This window comes from Streptomyces sichuanensis, from assembly GCF_020328095.1.
Classification (GTDB): domain Bacteria; phylum Actinomycetota; class Actinomycetes; order Streptomycetales; family Streptomycetaceae; genus Streptomyces; species Streptomyces cinnamoneus.
The window spans coordinates 1-24,246 of sequence record NZ_JAIXMK010000081.1 but is presented as its reverse complement, the minus strand read 5'-3'; the positions used below and the strand labels follow the sequence as shown (position 1 = coordinate 24,246).

The 24,246-nt window shown below is 71.3% G+C and carries 15 protein-coding genes and 2 pseudogenes; 11 read left to right on the top strand and 6 right to left on the bottom strand.

The annotated features are described in order from the left end of the window. Positions 1–108 precede the first annotated feature (108 nt). The gene (locus LE181_RS21995) at positions 109–7,728 is read left to right on the top strand and encodes a LamG-like jellyroll fold domain-containing protein (protein ID WP_225663235.1); all 7,620 of its coding nucleotides are present in this window, start codon (positions 109–111) and stop codon (positions 7,726–7,728) included. On the opposite strand, the gene LE181_RS21990 is transcribed toward LE181_RS21995, so the two are convergent. Then, a complete protein-coding gene (locus LE181_RS21990) occupies positions 7,710–9,194 on the bottom strand; it encodes a condensation domain-containing protein (protein ID WP_225663234.1) in 1,485 nt (494 codons plus the stop codon). The genes LE181_RS21995 and LE181_RS21990 overlap by 19 nt on opposite strands. A 375-nt stretch (positions 9,195–9,569) precedes the next feature. Here LE181_RS21990 and LE181_RS21985 point away from each other — a divergent pair, with 375 nt between their 5' ends. Next, on the top strand, positions 9,570–9,713 hold the full coding sequence (locus LE181_RS21985) for a hypothetical protein (RefSeq protein WP_225663233.1): 144 nt from the start codon (positions 9,570–9,572) through the stop codon (positions 9,711–9,713). Between the two features lie 200 nt (positions 9,714–9,913). Next, entirely contained in the window at positions 9,914–11,227 is a 1,314-nt protein-coding gene (locus LE181_RS21980) for a protein-glutamine gamma-glutamyltransferase (RefSeq protein ID WP_225663232.1), read from the top strand. Positions 11,228–11,267: 40 nt separating this feature from the next. Here the strand turns inward: LE181_RS21980 and LE181_RS21975 are convergent, their stop codons facing one another. Continuing rightward, the gene (locus tag LE181_RS21975; protein WP_225663231.1) at positions 11,268–13,934 is read right to left on the bottom strand and encodes a SpoIIE family protein phosphatase; all 2,667 of its coding nucleotides are present in this window, start codon (positions 13,932–13,934) and stop codon (positions 11,268–11,270) included. A 231-nt stretch (positions 13,935–14,165) separates the two neighbouring features. Between LE181_RS21975 and LE181_RS21970 the strand changes: the two genes are divergently transcribed. Together LE181_RS21970 and LE181_RS21965 are read left to right on the top strand one after the other, a co-directional pair. Beyond that, positions 14,166–14,645: a hypothetical protein gene (locus LE181_RS21970; RefSeq protein WP_225663230.1), complete on the top strand. Its 480-nt coding sequence runs from the start codon at positions 14,166–14,168 to the stop codon at positions 14,643–14,645. Between the two features lie 192 nt (positions 14,646–14,837). After that, a pseudogene (locus tag LE181_RS21965) lies at positions 14,838–15,022 on the top strand (IS110 family transposase); the annotation flags it as partial. Positions 15,023–15,026: 4 nt separating this feature from the next. On the opposite strand, the gene LE181_RS21960 reads toward LE181_RS21965, so the two are convergent. Continuing rightward, the gene (locus LE181_RS21960) at positions 15,027–15,359 is read right to left on the bottom strand and encodes a hypothetical protein (RefSeq protein WP_225663229.1); all 333 of its coding nucleotides are present in this window, start codon (positions 15,357–15,359) and stop codon (positions 15,027–15,029) included. 282 nt (positions 15,360–15,641) lie between these two features. Here LE181_RS21960 and LE181_RS21955 point away from each other — a divergent pair, with 282 nt between their 5' ends. Both LE181_RS21955 and LE181_RS21950 read left to right on the top strand, forming a co-directional pair. After that, positions 15,642–16,445 (top strand): GNAT family N-acetyltransferase, encoded by an 804-nt coding sequence (locus LE181_RS21955; protein WP_225663227.1) that lies wholly within the window; start codon positions 15,642–15,644, stop codon positions 16,443–16,445. A 257-nt stretch (positions 16,446–16,702) separates the two neighbouring features. Next, positions 16,703–17,410 carry a DUF4232 domain-containing protein gene (locus LE181_RS21950; RefSeq protein WP_225663225.1) on the top strand — a complete coding sequence of 236 codons (708 nt, stop codon included), beginning with the start codon at positions 16,703–16,705 and terminating at the stop codon, positions 17,408–17,410. Positions 17,411–17,586: 176 nt separating this feature from the next. Here LE181_RS21950 and LE181_RS21945 read toward each other — a convergent pair whose 3' ends face one another. From LE181_RS21945 to LE181_RS21935, 3 genes are all read right to left on the bottom strand, one after another. Then, positions 17,587–18,069 (bottom strand): nitroreductase family deazaflavin-dependent oxidoreductase, encoded by a 483-nt coding sequence (locus LE181_RS21945; protein WP_225663223.1) that lies wholly within the window; start codon positions 18,067–18,069, stop codon positions 17,587–17,589. A 323-nt stretch (positions 18,070–18,392) separates the two neighbouring features. Continuing rightward, entirely contained in the window at positions 18,393–19,196 is an 804-nt protein-coding gene (locus LE181_RS21940; RefSeq protein ID WP_225663221.1) for an alpha/beta hydrolase, read from the bottom strand. Positions 19,197–19,423: 227 nt separating this feature from the next. Continuing rightward, on the bottom strand, positions 19,424–20,686 hold the full coding sequence (locus LE181_RS21935; RefSeq protein ID WP_225663219.1) for an MFS transporter: 1,263 nt from the start codon (positions 20,684–20,686) through the stop codon (positions 19,424–19,426). 110 nt (positions 20,687–20,796) lie between these two features. Between LE181_RS21935 and LE181_RS21930 the strand changes: the two genes are divergently transcribed. From LE181_RS21930 to LE181_RS21915, 4 genes and pseudogenes are all read left to right on the top strand, one after another. Then, positions 20,797–21,894: an ABC transporter substrate-binding protein gene (locus LE181_RS21930; protein ID WP_225663217.1), complete on the top strand. Its 1,098-nt coding sequence runs from the start codon at positions 20,797–20,799 to the stop codon at positions 21,892–21,894. Next, positions 21,884–23,020: a FecCD family ABC transporter permease gene (locus tag LE181_RS21925; RefSeq protein WP_225663208.1), complete on the top strand. Its 1,137-nt coding sequence runs from the start codon at positions 21,884–21,886 to the stop codon at positions 23,018–23,020. The genes LE181_RS21930 and LE181_RS21925 overlap by 11 nt, the downstream gene beginning before the upstream one ends. After that, positions 23,017–23,820 (top strand): ABC transporter ATP-binding protein, encoded by an 804-nt coding sequence (locus tag LE181_RS21920; protein ID WP_225663206.1) that lies wholly within the window; start codon positions 23,017–23,019, stop codon positions 23,818–23,820. Before LE181_RS21925 ends, LE181_RS21920 begins: the two co-directional genes overlap by 4 nt. A gap of 11 nt (positions 23,821–23,831) precedes the next feature. Beyond that, positions 23,832–24,246 (top strand): annotated as a pseudogene (locus tag LE181_RS21915) (Rossmann-like domain-containing protein); the annotation flags it as partial.

The following is a 24,246-nucleotide window of genomic DNA, read 5'->3' as shown; positions in this document are numbered from 1 at the left end:
CTCCTCAGCACCGCAGGTCAGCGGCGTTTCTCAGCACGAACTCATCACGGTCCGCACCTCGGCCCGCGCGAGCCACTCGCCGGTGCCAGGGCCCCTCAAGGAGACTTCTTGTCCGGCGAGCAGCACCTTCTCAAGGTCTACAGCGACCGCACCTATGTGCACACCACCACGGTCAGGCATCAGGGCACCACGGTGGCCCTGGCGATGGACGACCGGCGGCGGATCGTCTACAGCGTGCTCGATCTCTCCCGGCACGACGACGCCAAGGGCGAACTCGACGCCGCCTACTGGTCGGAGAACCCGCTTCCGCTGCGTTTCCCCGCGGAGATCACGGACATCGGTTTCGCGGCCGCCGGGGCCACCGCCTTACCGGTGGTCAAGAACGGCGGGCGCATCGAGGCGGCAGCCGGTGAGCGGCTGGACGCGGACGAGGTGGACCCCTTCCTGTCCACCACGGCCAGGCTCACGGCCCCGGTGCCCTTCCACGTCCTGTCGGACGGCACGCACATCGTCGTCCTGCGCCAGGCCATAGGCGCCGAGCACCCGGATGCCGTGCACCGGCTGGCCGCCGGTGGGTCCTCCGGCGACGCGGAGCGCGCGGGCTACGTCACGGACGGCACGGGCGCCAAGGTGCCGCTGGCGGCGGACACCCTGCTGTGCGACCGGTTCCTGCTGGTCGGCGCGGAGCTGAAGCCCGTGCTGGAGGCGCGGTACCGCCGCAGCCGGCACAGGACGCGTCCGGATTCGGCCAAGGACAGCCTGGGCACGACCGACATGGAAGGCCGCCCCTTCCACGAGCCGACCCAGCACCTGTCCTTCGTCCGGCACCTCTCCGGCGGCCGCTTCACCGCCCTGCTCGTTCCCACGGCCGTGCACGGGCAGCAGCGCTGGCAGGTCTTCGCCCACAACGACGCCACCGGCCGCATCGACTCCTTCAACGTCGAGCAGGGCCGCGACGGGCTGTTCAACCTCCAGGGCACCCAGGCATGGACCAGCCCCGACCCGGCCCACCGGGACGCGGTCTACGAATCGGGCCCCGGCACCTGCCCGTTCACCGGACTGCCGCTGGTTCCCGTCGTCAGCACCGAGGGTCACGCCGAGACCGCCCTCGCCTTCGGCGAAGGTGACGCCCATGTCCGCGTGACCGAGGGACCCGAGCTGGCCGGCCGCGACTTCACGGTTGAGTTCTGGGCCCGGCGCACCGCACACGGCCGCCAGGAGTTCCTGGTCGGCCACGGGGACGAGTCGGGCAGTCCTCTCAAGTCCCTGCACATCGGCTTCCGTCAGGACGACCGCTTCACCTTCGCCTTCTACGCCGACGACCTCAACGCCGACGGCCCGGTCACCGACACCACCTGGCACCACTGGGCCTGCGTCTACGACCACAAGGCCCGCCGGCAGACCGTCTACCGCGACGGTGAGGAGGCGGCCAGCCGCACCACCGGCGGCGACTACGCCGGCACCGGTGCCCTCCTGCTGGGCCGCGCCCTCGCCCAGAGCGCCCGCGCCGAGCTGGACGAGGTACGGGTCTGGAACCGCGCCCGCACCGCCGAGGAGCTCAAGCGCGACAAGGGCGTCCGTCTCATCGGCAACGACCCCGGTCTCGTCGCGTACTACCGCTTCGACGAGGGATCCGGCACCCGCCTGCACGACCAGACCGACCACGCGCGCCACGGCGAACTCCTCGGCGGTCCGCGCTGGGTGACCTCCGAGGCGCCCGTCGGCGACCACCCGGGCGTGCGCCGCGACAGCTTCGCCGTCGCCGGCCGGAAGACCGCCTCCGGGCTCTCCGCCGTCCTCTACCACCAGCAGGAACAGTCCAGCACGGGCTACGACAAGGACCCGAAGCCGGCCAAGCGCCAGGCCCGCGTCCTGCTCTCGTACGCCACCTCCGGGCCGGACCCCAGGACCGGCGCCGCCACCGACGACGCGTACATCGCCACCGTCGACTTCGGTGTCGGCCGCGACGGGCGCCTCGCCCAGGTCCCGGACGAGCTGGCGCTCCCGGTGCTCGCCGCGCCGGACGGCAGCTCGGACGTCGAGACCATCAGCGAGCTGGACGCCCGGATCCGCGAGCTGGTCCAGGGCATCGCGGCCAAGGAGACCGAGGTCGCCGACCTCGCCCGGCAGACCGCCGACGTGCCGGAGCTGGAGCGCCTCCGCGAGGCGTTCCACGCCAAGTGGCAGGAGATCGACGGCTGGACATGCCGTCTCCGTTTCAAGAACACCCGGGACGGCAAGCCGCAGTACCTCGCCGTGAAGGACGACGGCGCGGGGAGCGAGCCGCCGCTGATCAGGACCTCCGACAAGGAGGCGAAGTCGGCGCTGTGGGCCGTCATGATGCCCCCGGGGGCCTCCTGGAGCGGCCCCACGCCCTACCTTTTGCACAATCCGCACACCGGCAAGGACATGAACGTCGCCGGTGAGCGCCGGGACGACGACGCGCCCCTGATCGTGTGGCGGCGGCAGGCCGGCGCCTGGAACACCCACTTCCACATCCAGGAGCGCGGCGACGGCTTCAGCACCGTCGTCAACCGGTACAGCGGGAAGGCGGTCTGCGCCCCCGACCGGCTCGGCGACCGCGTCGTCCAGTACGACCCCGCGGCGGTCACCGAGTCCGGCGAGGGGCTGTTCGTCATCGAGCGCGTCGCCCTCCACGACTTCTCCGGCTCCGCCTTCCGCGACGCGGCCAAGCGCGTGGAGGCCCTCGACGCACAGCTCGCCGAGCTCCGCCCCATGCGCGAGCTGCTGGAGCGGCGCCGCCGCGAGATCGAGGCCGGCCAGGCCGAGCTGACGGCCAAGCGCGACGAGCTCGCCCGGCTGACCGGCGGCCTCAAGGGCGCCGACGACATCGCGCTGCCCGTGCCCCAGCTCTCCCTCGACCGCACCGGTCTGAGCACCTCCGGCGCACTGCTGGCCTTCGCTCGCTCGGCCGACCGGCCGTACCTGCTGGACAGCGCCACCGGCAACGTCGTGCTGTACTTCCGCGGCACCAACGGACAGTTCTTCGCCACCTACTACGACACCGCGGTCGCGCGCTCCTCCCGCCGGCTGGCGGCGGGTGACGGCCAGGCGGTCACCTTCACCGCCCGCGACTCCGGCACCGGCCTGGGATCGGTGACGATCCGTGTCACCGCCGGTGACGGGCCCGGCCTGTGCGACGTGACCATCGAGCGGGGCGAGGAGCGCGAGACCTGGCAGCGGCTGCCGCGCCACGCGGCCGACTTCGCCGCGATCGTCAACGGGACCCCGGAGGAGCCCGTCACGATCGGCGCAGTGAAGTCGTTCGACGCGACCAGCAGACTCCTGTCCGGCGGCAAGGCCGGCGACGTCGTCGGCGGTGAGCTCCGGCTCGCCGAACCCCTTTCCGTCGTCCTGCCCGCCGGCACGCCCGTCACCGTCGGCGGCCACCTCTACCTCACGGGCGCCGGCTACGCGCCGGGAGCCACGAGGCTCCTGCTGGACGCCGGCGAGGGCGGCCCCGAACCGCAGCCGGGCGAGCCCGTCCAGCGGCTGCGCCACGACCATCGCCGCGCCTCCTCCAACCGCCCCGGCGTCCCGCTCTCCGCGGGCTCCCGGCTGGTGCTGGCCGACCCGGGCACGGCCCGGGAGGTCCCGCTCGGCGAGGTGTCCGACCTCGTCGCCGGGCACGGCTGCCGCTGGCGCGCGGACAAGCCGGGCCGGGCATACTCCTTCGACGGACAGCAGAGCGTCCTCACCCTCCCGCGGGAGGGACTGGACCGGGTGGCGGTGAGCAGCGACCTGACCCTGGAGGCGTGGGTCAATCCCGAGGGGGTGTCCGGCGCGGCCAGGGTCGTCCACGCCGGCACCGGCGCCGTCCCGTACACCCTGGGCCTCCTCGCCCCGACCGCCTCCGTCGTGCCCGCGCTGGCCTTCGACGGCACGAGCGGCGTGGCCATGACCGAGAAGGGCTTCAGCCTCGCCGGACAGTCCTTCACCGTGGAGTTCTGGGCGCGACGCACCAAGGAATGGAACGGCAAGGCGCAGTACGTCATCGGCCACGGGACGTCGCACGGCAGTACCAGGGGCGCCCTGCACATCGGCTGGCGCGAGGGCAGCGCCTTCACCTTCGCCTTCTACGGCGACGACCTCACCACCGACTACGGGTACGACGAGACGGACTGGCACCACTGGGCCTGCACCTTCGACGCGACCACCCGCGAACAGGTGATCTACCGGGACGGCGTCGAGGAGACCCGGCGCACCGCCTCCGCCGCGTACCAGGGAGACGGCCTCTTCAGCTTCGGCAGCCACTTCGGCGGCTGGGTTCCCGACTACGCCGCCGTGGAGACGGACGAGGTCCGGCTCTGGGGCACCGCCCGCACCGCCGCCGAGGTCCGGGAGCTGAAGAACCGGCGGCTGACCGGCAAGGAGTCCGGTCTGATGGGCTACTGGCCCTGCGCCGAACCACTCGCCCAGGTGGGCGGCAAGCCCGGCGTCCTGGACCGCTCCGGCCAGAACCGGCACGTCTACCTTCGCGGCGGCGTCACCACCACGACCGCGCCCGCCGCGCTCGCGACGGCCGCTGACACCACGTACCGCATCGTCGCCGGGGCCGGTGACCGGATGGTGGCCACCCGTGATGCCTTCCCCCCGCACGAGTGGACCCACCTCGCCGTCGCCTACCAGCAGTCCTGGGCCGTCGAGCTCTCCGACGGCGCGTACCTGGAGACGCCCGACAACGACGCGCTCGACATCGCCGACGACCTCACCCTGGAGGTCTTCTGCCGCGTCGACACCCTCGGCGCCACGCAGGGCCTGCTCTCCAAGGGCCGCACCGCCGACGGGGCCGGCGGCAGCGTCCCGTACCGGCTGCTCGTCCTGCCCGACGGAAAGCTGGAGTTCGGCTTCGAGGAGCCCGGCGGCAACCTGGTGCGCTTCACCTCCACCGAGGCCGTCGGTGCCGGAACGTTCCACCGCCTCGCCGTCGTCCGCAAGAGCGGCCGGTCGATGCAGGAGCGCAAGGGCAACAAGGAGATCACCGCCGCAGGCGCCGACGGCAAGCCCGTCAAGCAGACCGTCGAGCTCGTCGAGTCCGTCGACGTCCAGGAGTGGCAGGACATCCGCTTCTTCATCGACGGCCGGGAGGCAGGCTCCGCCCGCTACGAGGGACCCGGCGCCAAGGGCAACGCCGGCACGCTCGACATCGGCCGGGCCCGCGCGGGCCTGGACATCCACTCCTTCACCGGTGTCGTCGCCGAGGTCCGGCTGTGGGGCCTCGCGCGCGACGCCGCCCAGCTCGGTACGCCCGTGTCCGCCCGCGACCGCGGCCTGACCGCGCAGTGGCGCTTCGAGGAGAACGCCGGCAACACCGCGGCCGACACGACCGGCTCGCATCCCGCCCGGCTGCGCGGCGCCCGCTGGACCCGCAACCCCGACCCGCGCGGCAGCGCCTTCCGGATCTACCGCAACGGCGTCTCCGTGGCCTGCGACCCCCTCGACGGCAAGGACTTCGCCGACTACGGCGACGCCCAGCTCTCCCTCGGCGCGCGGCTCAAGGACGGCCAGGTCACCCAGCCCTTCCACGGCATCCTGGAGGAGGTCCGCGTCTGGCGCACCGCCCGCACCCAGGAGCAGGTCCTCGACAACCTCTTCACCCGCCTCAAGGGCGAGAAGGAGGACCTGATCGCCTACTGGTCCTTCGACCGCGCCTCCACCGACGAGTCGTCGGGCGTCGTCCGCGACGAGGGTCTGCGCGGCAACGACCTCGCGCTGGCAGCCGCCCCCCGCCGCCCCGCCACCGTGCTGTCCACCGCGCCCGTCTCCAGCGACACCGCGCAGGTCCGCTCGGCCCTGGCCGCGATGCGCACGCCCTTCCACGAGACGGTCTCCGGTGCGCCCGCCGTCGCCGAGTACGCGGACATGCAGTACACCGCCAAGGGCGAGGCGTTCGGCGTCCTGAAGCGCGCGTACGGCTATCTGCGCGACGGCCGCTGGCACCTGGTCACCGGCTACAAGGTCGGCGACCTGGTGAGCGAGTGGGTCAGCCAGGTGCAGTTCGACCCGCAGCTGGTCGGCTACGTCGAGGGCGCGCCGCCCGTGCCGTCGGAGAACCTCACGCCCAACACGATCGACCCCGGCAGCGCGACCTACGACAGCGTCGCGTCGGTGGAGCTCACGCAGGCCGAGGAGGTCGTCCACTCCCTGTCGTCGGCCAAGGAGCGCAGCGTCGACGCGGCGTTCGATTTCGCCCTCTCCAACGAGGTCGACGTCGACATGTGGATGATCGCCGCGCCGCTGGGCTTCGGCGTCGCCAAGTCGATGGCGAAGGCCAGGGTGTCGGTGGGTGTGCGCGGCAGCCTGGAGTTCTCCAACAGCTGGGCCGACGAGACCGCCGTCTCGCAGGGCGAGAACACCGCCCGGGCCATGAAGGTCGACCTCTCGGGCAGCTGGGAGGACCCGCTCAAGCCGCTCAACCCCTCTCTCGGCCGCCGCTACGTCCCCGTCAACACGGGTTTCGCGGTCGTCCAGTCCCAGACCGCCGACGTCTTCGCGCTACGCCTGGCGCACAGCGGCACCCTGGTCGCCTACCGCATCCAGCCCAACCCGGACGTCCCCAAGGACTGGAGCGTCATCCCGTTCCCGCTCAACCCCCGCTACACCAAGCAGGGCACGCTGGACGGCACGGTCGGCTACGACGAGCGCGGCAGGGTCCTCGACCCCGACTACGCGGGCGCCCGCGAGCAGGGCGAGTACAGCTACTACAAGCCGCGCGAGGCGTACGCGATCAAGCGGCGCATCCAGCGCGACCAGCAGCGGCTGCGCAGCTACTACGAGACGGTCTCGACCGAGACCGGCACGCCCGACCCGACGGCCGAGCGGGCCGGCCGCGTCCTCGGCGGCGCGATCGGCGGGGACACCTCGCCCGGCAAGGGACGGGAGACCGCCGGCAACTCCACCGGCGACGGCTTCTCCCGCCGCGACCTGGTCAACACCTATGTGTGGACGGCGGACGGCGGGTTCTTCGCCGAGACGACGGAGACGACCGACGTCGTCAGCGAGACGACCTCCGGTTCGTACTCCATGTCCGGCTCGGTGGGTGCCTCCGTCGGCAGCTCGTTCGACGTCATGGGCGTGGGTATCAACGCCCAGCTCGACGCCTCGGTCGGCGGCGGCATGACCACGACGCGGGCGCGCGGCAAGGAGGCCACGCGCTCGTTCGGGCTGAACGTCGTCTGCTCGCCGTCCGGCAACGTCCAGCAGTACGACGCCAACCGCAAGCCGGTCTTCGACGCCGACGGCAAGCCCGTCAACGCGCCGGGCAAGGTGGACGCGTACCGGTTCCTCAGCTTCTACCTCGGCGAGGACACCGAGCACTTCGACACCTTCTTCCACAAGGTCGTCGACCCGAAGTGGCTGGAGAACGGCACCGACCCCAACGCGGCCGCCCTGCGCCAGGCCCGTCAGTCGGACCGCAGGCCGCCGTGCTGGCGCGTGATGCACCGCGTCACCTTCGTCAGCCGGCTCCTGCCGCCGGTGCCCGCGGCCGAGGCCCCGCCGCTGGAGCGGGCGATGCGACAACTGGACGTGGAAAGCAACTACGAGCTGGTCCGCCGCCTCGACCCGTACGTCAAGGCCGCGGCCACGAGCCGCGCCGAACTCGCCGGCGCCGTCCGCTCCGCCCTGGCCACCCACCTGCCGGAGCTGGTGGCACACGGCGAGGAGGTGACGGAGTTCCTCGCGCAGTACTACGGCGTGGAGGGCTGACGCACACCGATCCGCAGTGCGGTGCCCGGGCGGGCTTCGGCCCGGGCACCGCGCCGGGCCGGGTCCTCCGGGGGCCGGCTGCGGGTGGGTCCGGCCGCCGAGAGGATCACGTCCCGCAGCCCCTCGACGTACCGCCGCATGTTCTTGTACGCCACATCCGTGTCCGGGTAGCGGCAGGTGAACCACATGCCTTCGTGGAGCCTGTTGAACCACACGTACACCTTGTCGCCGTGCGTCACCCTGCCCAGCCCGTACACCTTCAGGTCGGCCCAGCGCGTCGAGCCGGGCACCTCGCGGGTGTCGAGGAAGGAGACGACCGAGTACAGGTCGGGCGACTCCGGGCGGAAGCCGGGGCCGAGGAGGCGCAGCACCCGGTCGAGGGGGACGCGCGCGAGCGGTCTGTTGGCCCGCAGCTCGGCGCGTACGGCTCTCAGGACGGTGTGGAAGTCGGGTGCCCCCGCCACGGGGACCTCGATCGGTGCGGCGCCGACGAACCAGCCCACGGAGTCCGACCACCGGCCTTTGAGCCGCGTGTGGAACGGCACGACCGTGCGGTACACGGGCGTTCGGCTGATCCGGTGCACGACGAGGCCCGTGGCGGCCAGGATGCCGAGGAGGCTGCCGCCGAAGGGCCGGCAGTGCGCCTCGAACGCGGCGGCGGCGTCCGCGTCCACGAGCATCTCGCGCATGAGCTTCTGGGTGTGCAGGCCGCCGGGTTCCAGGCCGAGGTCGACGGGGAGGTTCGGCAGTTGTCCGCCGCAGCGGGCGATGAACCCCCGCCATCGGGAGACGATCGCGTGGTCGTCGTCGATGCGGTCCGCCTCCGTGCGTTCGGCCTCGCAGAAGTCGACGTAACTGCTGGCGGGCGTCCCCTCCACGGAACGGCCCTCGACGCCCGCCGTGTACAGCTCGTGGATCTCCGCGGGAATGCGCATGATGGAGTACCCGTCGACGTTGCTGTGGTCGAAGGCCATGTACACGCTGGTGCAGTCGTCGCGGACGACCGCCGTGTAGATGAAGTTCGGCCAGCCGAGTGCGTACGCCGCGGCGTCGAAACGGTCCTGGAGGTAGCGGATCAGTTCCCCCGCCTCGGGAAAATCGCCGATCTCCTCCCGCTGCAGCTCCACGGCCCCGGCGTCGAGCGTGAACCGGCGCATGTCGTCTTCCACCCAGCGGAAGCCGCTGCGCAGCGTCTCGTGCCGCAGCGTCCAGTGGTGCAGTGCCTCGTGCAGGGCGTCGAGATCGACCCGGCCCGGGATGTCGAAGGCCGCGCCGAGCCAGGTCGGCAGGACCAGACCGTCCTCGCGCACCGATCGGACCGTGCGCACATGCGACTCCTGGATGTACGCCGGCGGCCGGGGGTCCTCCGGCAGGCCCGGCGCCAGCGCGACGGTCGCCGGACTGAGCGTCCATTCGACGAGCCGCCCGGGACGGACCTCGCAGCGCTGGATGTCGGTCATTCGCACGGGGCGCCTCCGTTCGCAGTGGCCCCTGACTCGATCAGGGCAATGCCGAACCGATGACCGTCACACGCCGTGTCGCGGAATCTTCTACGGAACGGGTGACACCCCGAACGACTGAACGGTCAGCCGGTGAAGACCCGGCGAGGGCGAGGAACGTGCCGAACGCCGAGCCGGATCCGATGCATGGCCAGATTCCGTCTACGTGACGGTTGGCCGGTTTTGAAGCCATGATGTTGCCGGGGAGTTAACACAGAGACATGATCACTGCTCGTATCCACCTGATCACTCATCCAGGAGCCGAGAAGTGATACGCAGAACCGCTCTGCGCACCCTCACCACCGTCCCCGCGACCGCGGCACTCGCCCCGCCCCTCACCCGGTGAGCCCGGTCGACCACCGCGGCCAGGTCTGCCTGACCGACGCCGAGTTCATGCTCTCTCCCCCGCGCGTCGAGGTCCGCTACGGCGACCCCGACCACCCGGACCGGGCCCGCGTCGTCGCCGAGGCGACGACCCTCATGTAGCGAGCCACCGGCCCCGACCGGCCCGGGCGAACGGCCCACGCCGGGCCCGGCCCGCCCGGTGGCCGGCACTCAGGGCGGCGACGACCGCGCCGCCACTGAGTCTCCCGCGTTCACTGCACTCCTGCCGCCGGCGCGGCACCGCAGGACAACGCGGCCAAAATCCCTGAGCGGCAGCTCGCCGCAAACCCCTGCATTGCGTCGTGCTCTCGCACGCCCTCGTTCCACGAGATTTCACCACAAGGGAGTTATCGATCTTCATGTATCAACGTCGGAGAGTTCTCGCCTTCGCCACTGTGGGTGCGGTCATGTGCACCGCTGGATTCGTGCCGTCGGTCAGTCAGGCCGCCGGCAGCGGCGACGGTGGAAAGAAGGGGTCCTACGCCGAAACGCACGGCCTGACGGCGGATGACGTCGAGAACATCAACGCACTGAACGAACGAGCTCTGACCGTGGGTCAACCCGTCAAGCCTCCGGCGGGACTGCCTCCGAGCGCCGGCCCGTCCCTCCGGGCCCCCGGCTTCGTCGACGACCGGGAAACCCCTCCCGCCGAGCCGCTCGACAGGATGCCTGACGCGTACCGGGCCTACGGAGGCAGAGCCACCACGGTCGTCAACAACTACATACGCAAGTGGCAGCAGGTCTACAGTCACCGCGACGGCAAGAAGCAGCAAATGAACGAAGAGCAGCGAGAAAAGCTCTCCTACGGTTGCGTCGGCGTCACCTGGGCCAATTCGGGCCCCTACCCGACGAACAAACTGGCGTTTGCGTCCTTCGACGAGAACAAGTACAGGAACGACCTCACGAACACCAGACCCCGACCCGGCGAAACGCGGGCGGAGTTCGAGGGTCGCATCGCCAAGGACAGCTTCGACGAGGGGAAGGGCTTCAAGCGGGCGCGCGATGTGGCGGCCATCATGAACAGGGCCCTTGAAAATGCCCACGACGAGGGGGCTTACCTCGGCAACCTCAAGAAGGAGCTCGCGAACAACAATGACGCTCTGCTCCAGGAGGACGGTCGCTCGAACTTCTACTCGGCGCTGAGGAACACGCCGTCCTTCAAGGAGAGGGACGGAGGCAACTACGACCCGTCCAAGATGAAGGCGGTGATCTACTCGAAGCACTTCTGGAGCGGACAGGACCAGCGGGGCTCCTCCGACAAGAGGAAGTACGGCGACCCGGACGCCTTCCGCCCCGCCCAGGGCACGGGCCTGGTCGACATGTCGAAGGACAGAAACGTTCCGCGCAGTCCCGCCAAACCCGGCGAAGGCTGGGTCAACTTCGACTACGGATGGTTTGGGGCCCAAACAGAAGCGGATGCCGACAAGACCATATGGACCCACGGCGACCACTATCACGCGCCCAACAGCGCCCTGGGCCCCATGCACGTACACGAGAGCAAGTTCCAGAACTGGTCTGCCGGGTACGCGGACTTCGACCGCGGAGCCTACGTGATCACGTTCATACCCAAGAGCTGGAACACCGCCCCCGCCAAGGTGACGCAAGGCTGGCAGTGACCGGCCGGTAGCAGGCTCGCCGCAACGCTGAGCCGGAGGCTCACTCGGCGGTCGGCAAGGGCTGCTCGGTCCAGATGGTCTTGCCGGTGGGGGTGTAGCGGGTGCCCCACCGCTGGGTGAGCTGGGCGACGATGAACAGGCCCCGGCCCCCCTCGTCGTCGGCGGCGGCGTGGCGCAGGTGGGGCGAGGTGTGGCCGGTGTCGGCGACCTCGCAGACGAGGCTGCGGTCACGGATCAGCCGGACGTGGACCGGCCCGCCGGAGGCGTAGCGGACGGCGTTGGTGACCAGCTCGCTGACGATCAGCTCGGTCGTGAACGACAGGTCCCCGAGACCCCACTCGTCCAGCTGCCCGCTGGTGACGGACCGGGCCCGCGCTACGCCGGCGGGGTCGGCGTCCAGCTCCCAGACCGCCACCTGGTGCTCGCCGAGCATCCGGGTACGGACCAGGAGCAGGGCCGCGTCGTCGTCCACCGGGCCGGGCAGCAGCTCGGCCACGGTACGGTCGCAGAGCTCCTCCAAGGGGCGCCGGCACTCGGTGAGGACGCCGGCGAGCAGGCCGGTCCCCGTCTCGGTGTCGTGGTCCGGGGTCTGGACGAGACCGTCGGTGAACAGGGCGAGCAGGCTGCCGGGCGGGAGCTGGAGTTCCACGCTCTGGAAGGGCGCGCCGCCCAGGCCCAGGGGCGGGCCCTCCGGGAGGTCCGGACGGCTGACGGCGCCGCGGGCGGGGTCGACGACGACGGGCGGCGAGTGGCCCGCGCGCGCCATGCTGCACCGCCCGGACGCCGGGTCGTAGACGGCGTACAGGCAGGTGACCCCGAGGGCCTCGTCGCCGCCGGCTCCCGGCCCGCCCCCGCCGTGGCCGTTCGCCCGTTCCTCGGCGGCCTGCTCCTCGACGGTCCGTCCGACCACGTCGTCCAGGCGCGCGAGCAGCTCGTCCGGGGCGAGGTCGAGCCGGGCCAGGACCCGTACGCTCGTACGCAGCCGGCCCATGGTGGCGGCGGCGCGCAGCCCGTGGCCGCGCACGTCCCCGACCACCAGGCCGACCCGGGAGCTCGACAGCGGGATGACGTCGAACCAGTCGCCGCCCACCCCGGAGCGGCTGTCGGCGGGCATGTAGCGGCTGGCCGCCTCGACCCCGGTCAGCGACGGCAGGTGGTGGGGCAGCAGACCGCGTTGCAGTTTGAGGGCGGCGGTGTGTTCCCGCGTGATGACCAGCATCAGGACGACACCGACCAGCAGGGCGCCCAGGCCCACGACGCTCACCCCGCCGGTGCGCCCGAGGAGCGGCAGATCGAAGGAGGTCGAGCCGTAGTCCGGGGCGGCGTAGACGACGAAGGCGGCGTAGCAGAACAGGCTGAGCATCAGGAGCCCGCCCAGCCCCGGAAGCACCCCCTTGAACAGCAGGTCCCGGGGGCTGCGCGTGAGCCGCCCGCGGTAGCACCAGACGCAGGCGAAGCCGGTGAGGCCGTAGTAGAAGGCGATCGCGAGGCCGACCGCGCTGATGGAGTCGGCCAGCACATCGTGGCTGATCACGGTCAGCAGGACGAGGAAGCCGATGGAGACCAGGCCCATGCCGACCGTCGACCAGGTCGGGGTGAGGAACCGGCGGTGCACCCGGGCGAAGCGCGACGGGACGGCCTTGTGGGCGGCCATGGAGAAGACGGTGCGGGCCAGCGGCAGGATGGTGGTCTGGGTGGACGCGACCGCAGAGGTCAGCACCGTGAAGATGAGCAACTTGGTGAGGAACCAGCCGGGGCCGGTGGTGCCGAAGACGGCGCCGCCCAGGCCGGAGAGCACGTCCCCGGAGTTGGCCGCGTTGCCCAGACCGGTGCCCTCGGTGCCGATCCCGGCGAACGCCTGCGCCGACGTCGCCACCAGGGCGTAGATGCCCAGCAGGAGCACGGTGGAGACGACCGCCGCCCGTCCGGGGGTGTGCCTGCTGTCGGAGGTCTCCTCGTTGACCGCGACGGCGGTGTCCCAGCCCCAGTAGATGAAGACCGCGGCGAGGAGGCCCGCGGTCAGCTCCCTGGCCGACGGCACGTGGAGGGGGTTGAACCAGGAGGCGGAGACGTGGATCGCCGTCGGCGGCCCGTCGGTGTAGACCCTGACCAGGGCGGTCACCGCGAACAGGACCAGCACCGCCACCTCGGCGCACACCAGCCAGCGCTGGAGAGCCGCCGACACCTCGATGCCCACGTAGCAGACCGCGGTCGTCACGGCGATCCAGGTGACCCCCGCGACGGTGGTCCACAGCCGGTCCTCGGCGAGCGAGTCGAACCCCAGCAGCCGGAAGCCGTAGATGCCGGCGATCTCCGCGAGGTTCGCCATGGCGATGACGTCGGCGACGATGATGCCCCAGCCGCCCATCCAGCCGATGCGCGGGCCGAAGGCGCGGGAGGCCCAGGTGAAGGTGGTCCCGCAGTCGGCGTCGCCCGCATTGAGCTCCCGGTAGGCGTACGCGATCAGCAGCATCGGGACGAAGGCCAGCATCGTCACGACCGGGGCCTGGAGGCCGACCCCCGCAACGATCAGGCCGAGCGTCGCCGCCAGGCTGTACGCCGGAGCGGTGGAGGACAGGCCCATGGCGACCGAGGAGACCAGTCCCAGGGCATCGGCCTTGAGCCCCTTCTCGCCCGCGCCGGGGCCGGACGAGAGCGGCGCGGCGGGCTCGACCGGACCACCGAAGGACTTCACCCCTGCACTCATCTCCGCATCTCGCCTGGAGAGCTCGCGCCCCGGCAGAGCTCGTGATCACCATTTTCACCGCGGTCGATCAGGTCCGCCAGGCGATGACGCGCCGGGCGGGTGCGGTTGCCACGTGGGGGGCTTCGCAGCGGTGTGCCGGAGTGGAGGTACGACGCGACAGCGTGGGTGGGGACGTACACGGACCTAGCGAGGAGCACACGGGCCTGTTCGGGCAGGCTCCGGCGGTCCTCGTTGGTCCGGCAGAGTGTCCTCGACCGGCTCGACGAGGTGTACCGCACCGGGGCCGTGCGCCGGAACCGGGGCGGGCACCTCGCGCTCGGTGGGCGAAGAGACCACCGGGAGGAATTCTTCGACATCACCTACGGGCCCCGGCGGGATGCGGTCGGCCGGGTGAACGGGGTGACAGTGATCGCGGTGGAGACCACCGCGTACCACCACACGCAGCTGCTGGCTGCCGAGCAGCGCGTCCTGCTGGAGCAGATCGCGCGTGACGTCCCGCTGAGCGAGATCCTGACCGGCATGGCGAGGGCGATCGAGGAGCTCTCTCCGGACATGACCGTCTCGGTGCTGCTCCTCGATCCCGACGGCCGCCACCCGTGCCACGGCACCGCCCCACGCTGCCCGGCTTCTACAACGACGCGATCGACGGGATCGCCATCGGCGACGGAGTCGGCTCGTGCGGCACGGCTGCCCAGCGGCAGGAACCGCTGATCGTCAGCGACATCGCCGCCCTGGCGATCGAGCGCCACCGCGCGGTGGAGGCGGGCCACGCCGCCCAGGAGCGGGAGAAAGCGGCTCGTGAGAACCTGGCCTTCGCACCCGGCCGTCCTGATGCTGCTGAAACGGTTCGGGTCCCCGGCCCAGATCCGCAAGGCCGGACACCGACGGCTGATCACGCTGACACGGCAGCTCAAACGGGCCTTCTTCCTGTCGGCGTTCGCAGCCCTGGCCGACCCGGCCTCCAGGGCCCACTACGACAAGAGATCAGCCAAGGCAAACACCACGCCCAAGCCCTGCTCTGCCTCGCGAGACGACGGGCCGACGTGCTCTTCACGATGCTCCGCGGCGGCACCTTCTACGAACCGAGACCCGCTACGTGTCAGCCTGACCGCCAAGGGCCTGCCTCGCCCGAGCCCACACCTGCTCGAACTCCTCGACGGAGAGCTCATCGGCATCCAGTTCGTCCTCCCAGCCGTCGAAGACTCTGCCGTCCGCCAGAACTCCGTACTGCTGCTCATACCGGCTCATCGCCGCCCGATCGCAGTGATCACGCAGATACAGGACCTCCTTCAGAGACGCGGCCGTCACCGGCCGCGAATCCACCCCCCGAATCTCAACCTGACGGACCGCCCAGCCCTCACCATCCGCCTCGAAGTACTGCCACAGATCTTCATCCTCGTCATAGGCACGGAACCAGATCGTCATGGCACCATCCTCGCCCCACCGCCTTGACCAAACCCATGGGGGCACCCCCCGCCTGCGTCTCACCGCATCAGCCCGGGGCCGTCAGGCGTTGTCGGTGGGGGCGGGCTCGGGCGAAACCGCAGAGGGTGAATGGCTCGGCTATCTCGGTTGAGATCGGCCCAGCTATCAGAGACATTACGTCGTTGGGTTCGGAGGCATGACGAAGACCTGAGCCGACTTCTGCTCGGGCCCCGCCTGCCCCTTCGCCCGGTTCACCGCACAATGACTGAACAGGAGCCATCCGTGGCCAATACTCAGCAGACCGCCCCCGACGCTCGTGTCGAGGATCGAAGCAGGCAGGACCGTCCGGATCACCCCGCGGCCTTCGACGACGCGGCGATACGCCAGGCCCGCAACTCCGCCGCGTTCTGGGCAGCAACCGGAAACTCCCGCGGTCACGAGGTGATCCGCCGACGCAGCTTCCTCGCCGTGCTCGGTGACAAGCGCGCCGGGACACGCATCTTGCTGCAGGAACCCGACTGCGACGCGCACGAGTTCGCCGAGCTGACCGAGCTGGCCGGCCGATCGAACGGACCGGTGGACGTTGAGGATCCGTTCAGTTCCACCGACCTGAGTCACCTGGGCATGCGCAACTGGCAGATGCCGATCATGGTGCGCCCGCCCGGCCCTGTCGCCGCCCCCGCGATGGAGGTGATCCGAGTCCAGCGGACGCCCGAGCTGCAGACTGCCGAGCAGATCGTGATCGAGGGCTTCGAGCTGACCAGGTTCACCCCCTACCGTCCCGGCGAGATGTTCCCCACGACACTGACCGAGCAGGCAGGCGTGGACGTCTTTCTCGCCGTCCTCGACGGCGAGGCGGTCGGAGCCGGTGTCACCGTCGTCCACGACGGGTCCGGCAGCCACTACTGGGTCGGCACGCCGTCGGCGCACCGCTCCCGCGGCGCCGGACGGGCCGTCATGCTCGGCTCGCTCGCTCCCATGGCGAATCTTCCGGTGACACTCACCGCCTCACGGCTCGGACGGCCGCTGTACGAGTCGCTGGGCTTCACCGCCGTCACCTCGTCGACCTGGTGGTCCTCACAGTGACCATCGCCGAGGGGTGACTCGGCGCCCCGGCCGGCCCGGCTGATTCCCGCCCTGGGCGACGGCAGGGACAGGCCGGGGCGGGCGGGGATCGCCCGGTGGCGGTGCCCGTCACGCCTGGTGTGCATGTAACAGGAGGTATGAGGAGCGTTTGGGCGGAACGGTTGGCTGGGCCGGGTGCATCCTCGTGGTCAGAAACACTCGCTCGTACCGACTCGCACTGAGCGTCCGACGCCCCCAACCGATATGAGGAAGAAACAATGCGCGTTCGAAAGTTAACCTTCGTCGCTCTGGCCATCGCCGCGGGTCTCACGCTCACGGCATGCCAGAGCGACGATGACGGCAAGGGCCGAAGCGCTCCGTCGTCCCCGCCCTCTGCGTCTTCCTCGGGCGGTGGCCCGGGCTCCGACGGCTCGGGCGCGGGCGGTTCGGACCAGGGCGGCGGAAAGGACTCCGCCGGGCAGACCCCCGCCGGAAAGGGCTCGGCCGGGAAGAGCTCCGGCGGGCAGGGCGCGACCACCGGGACCGGCTCCAAGGAGAGCGGCAAGGCCGCCAAGTGCCGCACCGACGATCTGGAGATCACGGCGAAGGACGGCACCATCGACGGTGACCCCGATGGCACCGTCGTGGTGGAGCTGAAGAACCGCGGTGACCGCAGCTGTGCGATGTCCGGGTACGCGGGCGTCGACCTGAAGACCAACGCGGGATCGCTGTCCGCGAAGCGCACTGGTGAGCAGGCCCCCTCGGCCATCCTCAAGGCCGGGCAGTCGACGTTCTTCGGCATCAACTATCCGTACAACACGTCGGGCGGCTCCGGCGTCCGCGTCACGGGACTTCTGGTGACCCCGCCGAACGACACGAAGACGGTCTCCCTTCCGTGGCCGGGCGCCGCCACGTTGCCCGTCACGGACGGCTCCGGCTCCCCGGTGAAGGTCGGCCCGATCGGCAGCGCAGGTCAGGGCGGCTGATCCGCACACCTGAAGGACGGCGTCACGTGAGCGTAGGCATCATGGGAAGGGTGGCCGGAGCAACTACGACGCTCAGTCACAACCGTGTTCATGGGCCGCCGCACAGCGCTCTGGTGGCGCCCCGCCCTGGTTCGGTTCGCATTCCGGGACAAGGCCAGGTGGGCCTGTCCAGGCGTTCAGTTCCTGGTCGGTGCCGGGTTCTTCGTCGGCCCGGCCAGGTGCTCGGGTTCGAGTACGAAGACGGGGATCACGCGGTCGGTCTTCTCCTGGTATTCGGCGTAGGGCGGATACGCGGCGACCGCGCGCTGCCACCACTGTGCCTTCTCGTCCCCCGTGAGCTCACGGGCGATCATGCTCTCGTGTGTGGGGCCGTCCTGGAGATCCACCTGTGGGTCGGCCTTGAGGTTGAAGTACCAGACAGGGTGGCGCGGGAAGCCGCCCTTCGAGGCCACCGCCGCGTACCGCCCCTCGTGCTCCACGCGCATCAGCGGAATCTTGCGGATCCTGCCGCTCTTCGCGCCGCGCATCGTGACAATGACGACCGGCAGGCCCGTGTCCCAGAGCGTTGTGCCCTGTGTGCCACCCGAACTCTCGTACAGCTCGACCTGTTCGCGCACCCACTGCGCCGGACTCGGCTCGTACTCGCCCTCAAGAGGCATCGCCTTCACCCCATTGTCACGTACGGATTCTGCCGGGACAGTCCAGCACAAGCCTCGCACGAAATGGAGCCGACAGGCACAGTCGCGGGGCAGTTGGCCACCGAGCGACCGGTGGGGCCCGAACACCCCGACACCCTCACCGCCCGCAACAACTCGGCTCGGGCGTGTCATCCTCCGCGAACGCGTCGGGGCCCTGCTCCGGCTCGCAGGTCCCGCGCACCCCGGAGGTCACGGGCTTGATCGAGCGCCAGACCGACCAAGCCCACACGCACACCAGACGGCCGCGCATGACCAGCGCCGGCACCGAGCCGGCTCCCAGACCGCTACGCCTCGGGCTGCGAACCCGTGAAGGGCGCCACCGGACCTGCGATCTCCGCCAGCAGCGTGGCCAGCTCCTCCGGTGCTGCGAGGAACGGTGAGTGTCCGCCGGGCAGATGACGAACCGTCCCTGCTCGTTCGGCCATCCTCTCCTGGTGCGAAGGCGACAGACTCCGGTCGTCGTCGCAGACGATGTAGGTGGAGGGCAGGGTGTGCCAGCCGGCCCGGGTCACGGGTTCGGTGAAAGACCGCGCGCTCTGGGGCACCAACCTGGCCAGCGCCTCGTCCCGCACGGTCTTCGGCACGTCCCTGTAGAACGTGTCCGAGCCGTTCTCAGGGACCGGGTAGGTGCCTTCGACCGAATCCGGATCGGCGTGCGGGATCCCGAGGAAGGAAAAGGCGCTCTCGCCGATATCGAGCTGGAAAGCCGTCAAGTAGACGATGTGCGTGACGTTCGCGGCACCGGCGGTGGCCTCCGTGACGGGGATGCCACCGTAGGAATGTGCCACCACGACCACCGGGCCGTCGACGCCGTCGATCGCTTCGCGGACCACCCGCGCGTCGTCGGCTACTCCCGGCAGCCGCCCGCTCGACTCCTCGGAGACAGCGCTGGGCAGATCGACGGTGCGTACGTGCCGGCCGCGGGCTGCGAGAGCGGCCCGCACCTTCTCCCAGCACCACGAACCGTGCCAGGCTCCGTGAACCAAGAGCAGTTCAGGACGGCCGGATGCGGCCGGCTCGGAGGACGCCGAAGACACCGAAGACACCGAAGAAGCGGAAGGGGTGGAAAAGGCGGAGGATATCGACATGTCGTCAACCGTTCCATGCCCGGCGGCCGTTGGCCAGCGGATATTCCCGTCGCCGACGACCGGTGCCGGTCGGGAGGCGCGACTGCATCCGGTCTCCGCCTGATCCCATGCACCGAAAGACCGCCCGCAGCCGTCCGGCCGGGCTCCCCGGCCGGTAGCGGAACGACCGGCCGGGGCCCTCGCCCGCCAGGTCGGGGCGGGGACGACGTACGTGACCTGCCCGGCGGTCAGTCCCTCGTCGCCGGGGCCGTGCGTGCGAAGTGGCGGGCGGTGGGCACCAGGGCCGCCGCGGCCGGTACGAGGAAGCAGGCGGCGGCGCACACGGCGAGGACGGGCGCGACTCCGAACGCGTCGATGGCCGGGGCGATCAGGGCCAGGCCGACGGGCGCCAGGCCGTAGGACACCAGGAAGTCCAGCGAGGAGACGCGGGCCAGCTTCTCCGGGGCGACCTCGCGCTGGGTGGCCGTGAACCAGGGCACGTTGAACAGCTCGATGCCGATCCCGGCGACGGCGTACGCGGCGACGACCACGACCGGGTGCACGGGCAGCATCAGGCTCAGCGGTGCGACACCGTACGCGGCCAGCCCGGCGAAGGCGGCCCAGCCCTGGGAACGCGGCCGCCAGCGGGCGATGACCAGGGCCCCGCCGAGCGCACCCACCGTGTACGCGGTCATGGCCGCGGCCAGCACCCACTCGGTGTCGTAGCGGTCCCGGCTGATCAGGGGCAGGGCGACGCTGGTGGCGGAGTAGCCGAGGGCGATGACGGCGACGAGAGCGGCCAGTCCGGCGAGGAACCAGGGGTGGCGGCGCGCCTCGCGTATCCCCTCCAGGAACTCGGCGCGGAAGCCGGCGCGCGGGGCGGGCTCGGCGGTGAGGGTCGCTGCAGCGGCCCCCTTGCCCGGGACGAGCGCGGCGACCAGCCACAGCAGGCCGATGCCGAGCAGGAGCGCCGGGACGTCGAGGAAGGCCGCGAGCAGCGCGGTCAGGGCGGGTCCGGTGAGCGTGGCGCTCCGTACCGCCATGGTCATGGCGGCGTTGGCCTGCTGACGGCGCTCGGGGACGACGGTCTCGGCGGTGAGCGCCTGGAACGCCGGGCGGCAGGCGCCCTGTCCGGCGCCCGCCATGGCGGCGGCGGCCGTCATCAGCAGGAGCGAGCGGCCGAGGCCGGCGGCGAGGAGGGGGGCGGCGACCGCGGCCGCGAGGGCCGACCAGAGGACGACCGCGCGGCGGGAGTGCCGGTCGGCCAGCACGCCGCCGACGGTGACGGCGACGAGGAAGCCGGCGGTGCGTGCGGCGAGGACCAGGCCGAGGCCGGCGGCGCCGAGGTCACGGTGGAGGACAGCGAGTCCGAGGACGAAGGGCAGGGCCCAGGTCGCGAGGCCGGAGGCGGTGGTGCCCGCCCACAGGCGCAGGAACGCGGTGTCGCGGAGAACCGAACGCGGGGGCGGTGCATCGGACTTGGTGGCTGTCGGTGCGGGTGCGGTCGGCACGGTGTGGTCGCTCCTCGGGTGTGGGGGTGACGGCTCGGCGAACCGCACCCGGATTCGTTAATGAAAATGAATACCATTACAGTACCCTTCGAACGCGGCACTTCTGCCCGGTGCACGACAACACCCACGCCTTCCTCTCCCGGATCCCCCTCCCCTCCCAGACCGGAGAACCCATGCGCCACCCCACCCGCCTCGGCATCGCCCTGGCTCTCGCTCTTGCCACCGCGGGCTGCTCCACGGCAGCCGGCGACGGCTCCATAACGAACGCCGAGCCCGGGACCCGGGCCTCCGCCCAGGCGGCCTCCGTCACCAGCTGCGGCCACCAGGTGTCCGTCGCCGGGCCCCCGAAGCGGGCCGTCGCCCTGGACCAGACCTCGACCGAGACCCTGCTCGAACTCGGGCTCCAGGACCGGATGGCGGGAACGGCCAACCTCAAGACGAAGATCCCCCCGCAGTACGGGGCCGCGTACGCCAAGGTCCCGGTCATCGCCCCGAAGATCGCCACGGGCGAGCAGCTGCGCGCCGCCACGCCCGACTTCGTCGTCGCCGGCTCCACGGACCTCTACACCAAGGACCGCGCCGGCACCCGCGAGGAGCTGGCCTCCCTCAAGGTCCCCACCTTCGTCAGCGCCGTCGACTGCCCGCAGCAGAACCCGGCCGGCAAGACACCCTTCGAGCTCCTCTTCTCCGACTACGAGAACCTGGGCAAGGTCTTCGGCACCGAGGAGCGGGCCCGCAAACTCGCCGCCGACCAGCGCGCGGCGGTCGCCAGGGCCGGGGAGAACGCCTCCAGGGTTCCCCGGGGCGACGACCGGCCCACCGTGGTCTACCTCTACTCCGTCTTCAACGGCATGCCGTACGTGGCGGGCAGGAGCGGCCTGCCCAGCGAGATGAGCCGGATCGTCGGCGCGAAGAACGCCTTCGACGACGTGAACGAGGACTGGCCGGAGGTCTCCTGGGAGGAAGTCGCCGAACGCGACCCCGACTTCATCGTGATCGGCGACCTGTCCGAGCGCGGACGGCCGGGCGACAGCGCCGCCGAGAAGCGCGCCGCGATGACCGGGCACCCGGTGGTCTCCAAGCTCGCAGCGGTCCGTGACAACAAGATCCTGGAGGTGCCGGGCATCGAGCTGGACCCGTCCGTGCGCTCGGTGCACGCCCTGGGACTGCTGGCCAAGGGGATGAAGGACCTCGGGTATGTCCGCTGACCCGGTGGCCCGGAGGGGGGCGACGGCCCGGCGCGGATCGGTGGACCTCCTGCTTCCGGCAGCCCGCGGGCTGGTGGCGGCGGAAGGGCCCGTCACTACCCCGCGGTCCGGCCGGCCCACCGCGACCCGGGCGGTCCTCTTCCTCCTCGCCGCGCTCGCCCTGGCCGGCTCGGTCACGGCGGCCGTGCGCATCGGCACCGCCGACGTGGGCTGGACCGACCTCGCCCGCGTCCTCGGCACCCGTCTCGGCCTGGACGTGGAGCCGTTGCCCCCGCTGGTGGACTCCCTCATCTGGGACCTGCGGCTGCCGCGCGTGCTGATGGCCGCCCTCGTCGGCGCCTCGCTCGCCGTGTGCGGCACGGTGCTCCAGGCGGTCACCCGCAACGCGCTCGCCGACCCCTACCTGCTCGGCGTCTCCTCGGGCGCGTCGACGGGAGCCGTCACCGTCGTCGTCCTCGGAGTGGGCGCGAGCGCCCTGGGAGTCACCGGCGGCGCGCTCGCCGGGGCGCTGCTCTCCTTCGGGCTGCTGCTGTTGCTGCTGCGGCGCACGGGGCTGGACTCGGTCCGCATCGTCCTCACCGGCGTGGTCGTCGGCCAGCTCTTCACCGCGCTGACCTCGCTCGTCCTGATGGCCTCGGCGGACGCGGACACCACGCGGGCCGTCACCCACTGGCTGCTGGGGTCGATGGCGCCGGCGCGCTGGAACACCGTCGTGGTCTGCGCGGTCGTCACCCCGCTGGGGCTGGCGGCGGCGTGGCTGTGCTCGAACGCCCTCGACGGGCTCGCGTTCGGCACCGACACCGCCGCGTCCCTCGGGATCGGCGTACGGCGCACGCGGATGCTGCTGCTCGTGGTCACGGCCACGCTGACCGCGGTGGCGGTGGCCACCGTCGGCGCCATCGGTTTCGTCGGGCTGATCGTCCCCCACGGCGTGCGGTTCCTCGTCGGGCCGCTGCACCGGGTGCTGCTGCCGTACGCGGCGCTCGCGGGCGCGGTCTTCCTGGTGTGGACGGACGCGCTGGCGCGGATCGCCTTCGCACCCCGCGAGGTCCCCGTGGGCGTGATCACCGCGCTGCTCGGCGTACCGCTCTTCCTCCTCGTCCTGCGCAAGAGAGGTGAACTGTGAGGATCACCGCCGAAGAGCTGAGCTGGTCGGTGGCGGGCACACCGGTCGTACGCGGCGTCAGCGCGGACATCGCCCCCGGCGAGACGGTCGGGCTGCTCGGACCCAACGGCTCGGGCAAGTCGTCGCTGCTGCGCTGCCTGGCCGGCCTGCGGGCACCCGACGCGGGCACGGTCCACTACGACGGCGAGCCCGTACGGGACTGGAGCGCGCGCCGGATCGCCCGTCATGTCGCCTTCGTCGAACAGGACTCGGGCGCGGACAGCGATCTGCGGGTCGCCGACGTCGTGGCCCTGGGGCGGACCCCGTTCCGGGACCGCTGGCGCGGACCGGACGCCACGGACCGGGCGGTGGTCGCCGCCGCACTGGAGCGCGTCGGGCTCACCGCGCTCGCCGGCCGCTCCTGGAAGGCCCTGTCGGGCGGCGAACGGCAGCGCGCCCACATCGCCCGCGCGCTGGCCCAGCAGCCGTACGGGCTCCTGCTCGACGAGCCCACCAACCACCTCGACGTCAAACACCAGCTGGAACTGATGCGGCTGCTGACCGGTACCGGGCAGACGGTCCTGGTCGCGCTGCACGACCTGTCGCTCGCCGCCCGCTACTGCGACCGGCTGCTGCTCCTGCACCACGGCCGCCTGATCGCCTCCGGCACCCCCGCCGCGGTCCTGACCGCCGAGCGGCTCGCCGAGGTCTTCGAGGTGGACGCCGAACTCACCACCGACGCCCTGGGGCACCCCGCGGTCACGTACCGCGGACCGCTCGGCACGCCTGCCGCGGCCACAACGCCCCACCCTTCTCCATGAACAGGAATCCCATGACCCGGACATCCCCCGCCCCTTCCATCCCTTCGACCGTCGACGCGCTCGTCGAGGCCGTCCTCGCGGGTGAACACGGCCCGCTCCCCTCCGATCTTGTCGCGACCAGCGTGTTCTGGATCCACCACGGCACCCGCCTGGCCGGTGGCGACACCACCTATCTCAACCAGTACGTCCTCGTCCGCCTCGGCGGCTCCTTCGGCGGCTGTGCCTTCGAGGCGGGCGAGACCGACCCGTCGATCTGCCGCGACTCCTCCGGCACCCGGCTCGACGTCCTGCTGCGCGAGGCCCCGCGTCCGCTGCGGATCGCCGCCCTCGACGCCTACCTCTCCGAGACCCGTCCCCACCGCGTGGCAGCCGAGGCGGGCGACGCCGAGCCCGTCACCCTCCCCGCCGGCACCCCGGAGGTCCGTG

Excerpts from the sequence above, each read along its gene's own strand:
- LE181_RS21940 (WP_225663221.1), bottom strand. The coding sequence starts at position 19,196 with ATGTCGATATCCTCCGCCTTTTCCACCCCTTCCGCTTCTTCGGTGTCT.
- LE181_RS21950 (WP_225663225.1), top strand. The coding sequence starts at position 16,703 with ATGCGCGTTCGAAAGTTAACCTTCGTCGCTCTGGCCATCGCCGCGGGT.
- LE181_RS21960 (WP_225663229.1), bottom strand. The coding sequence starts at position 15,359 with ATGACGATCTGGTTCCGTGCCTATGACGAGGATGAAGATCTGTGGCAG.
- LE181_RS21925 (WP_225663208.1), top strand. The coding sequence starts at position 21,884 with ATGTCCGCTGACCCGGTGGCCCGGAGGGGGGCGACGGCCCGGCGCGGA.
- LE181_RS21945 (WP_225663223.1), bottom strand. The coding sequence starts at position 18,069 with ATGCCTCTTGAGGGCGAGTACGAGCCGAGTCCGGCGCAGTGGGTGCGC.
- LE181_RS21975 (WP_225663231.1), bottom strand. The coding sequence starts at position 13,934 with ATGAGTGCAGGGGTGAAGTCCTTCGGTGGTCCGGTCGAGCCCGCCGCG.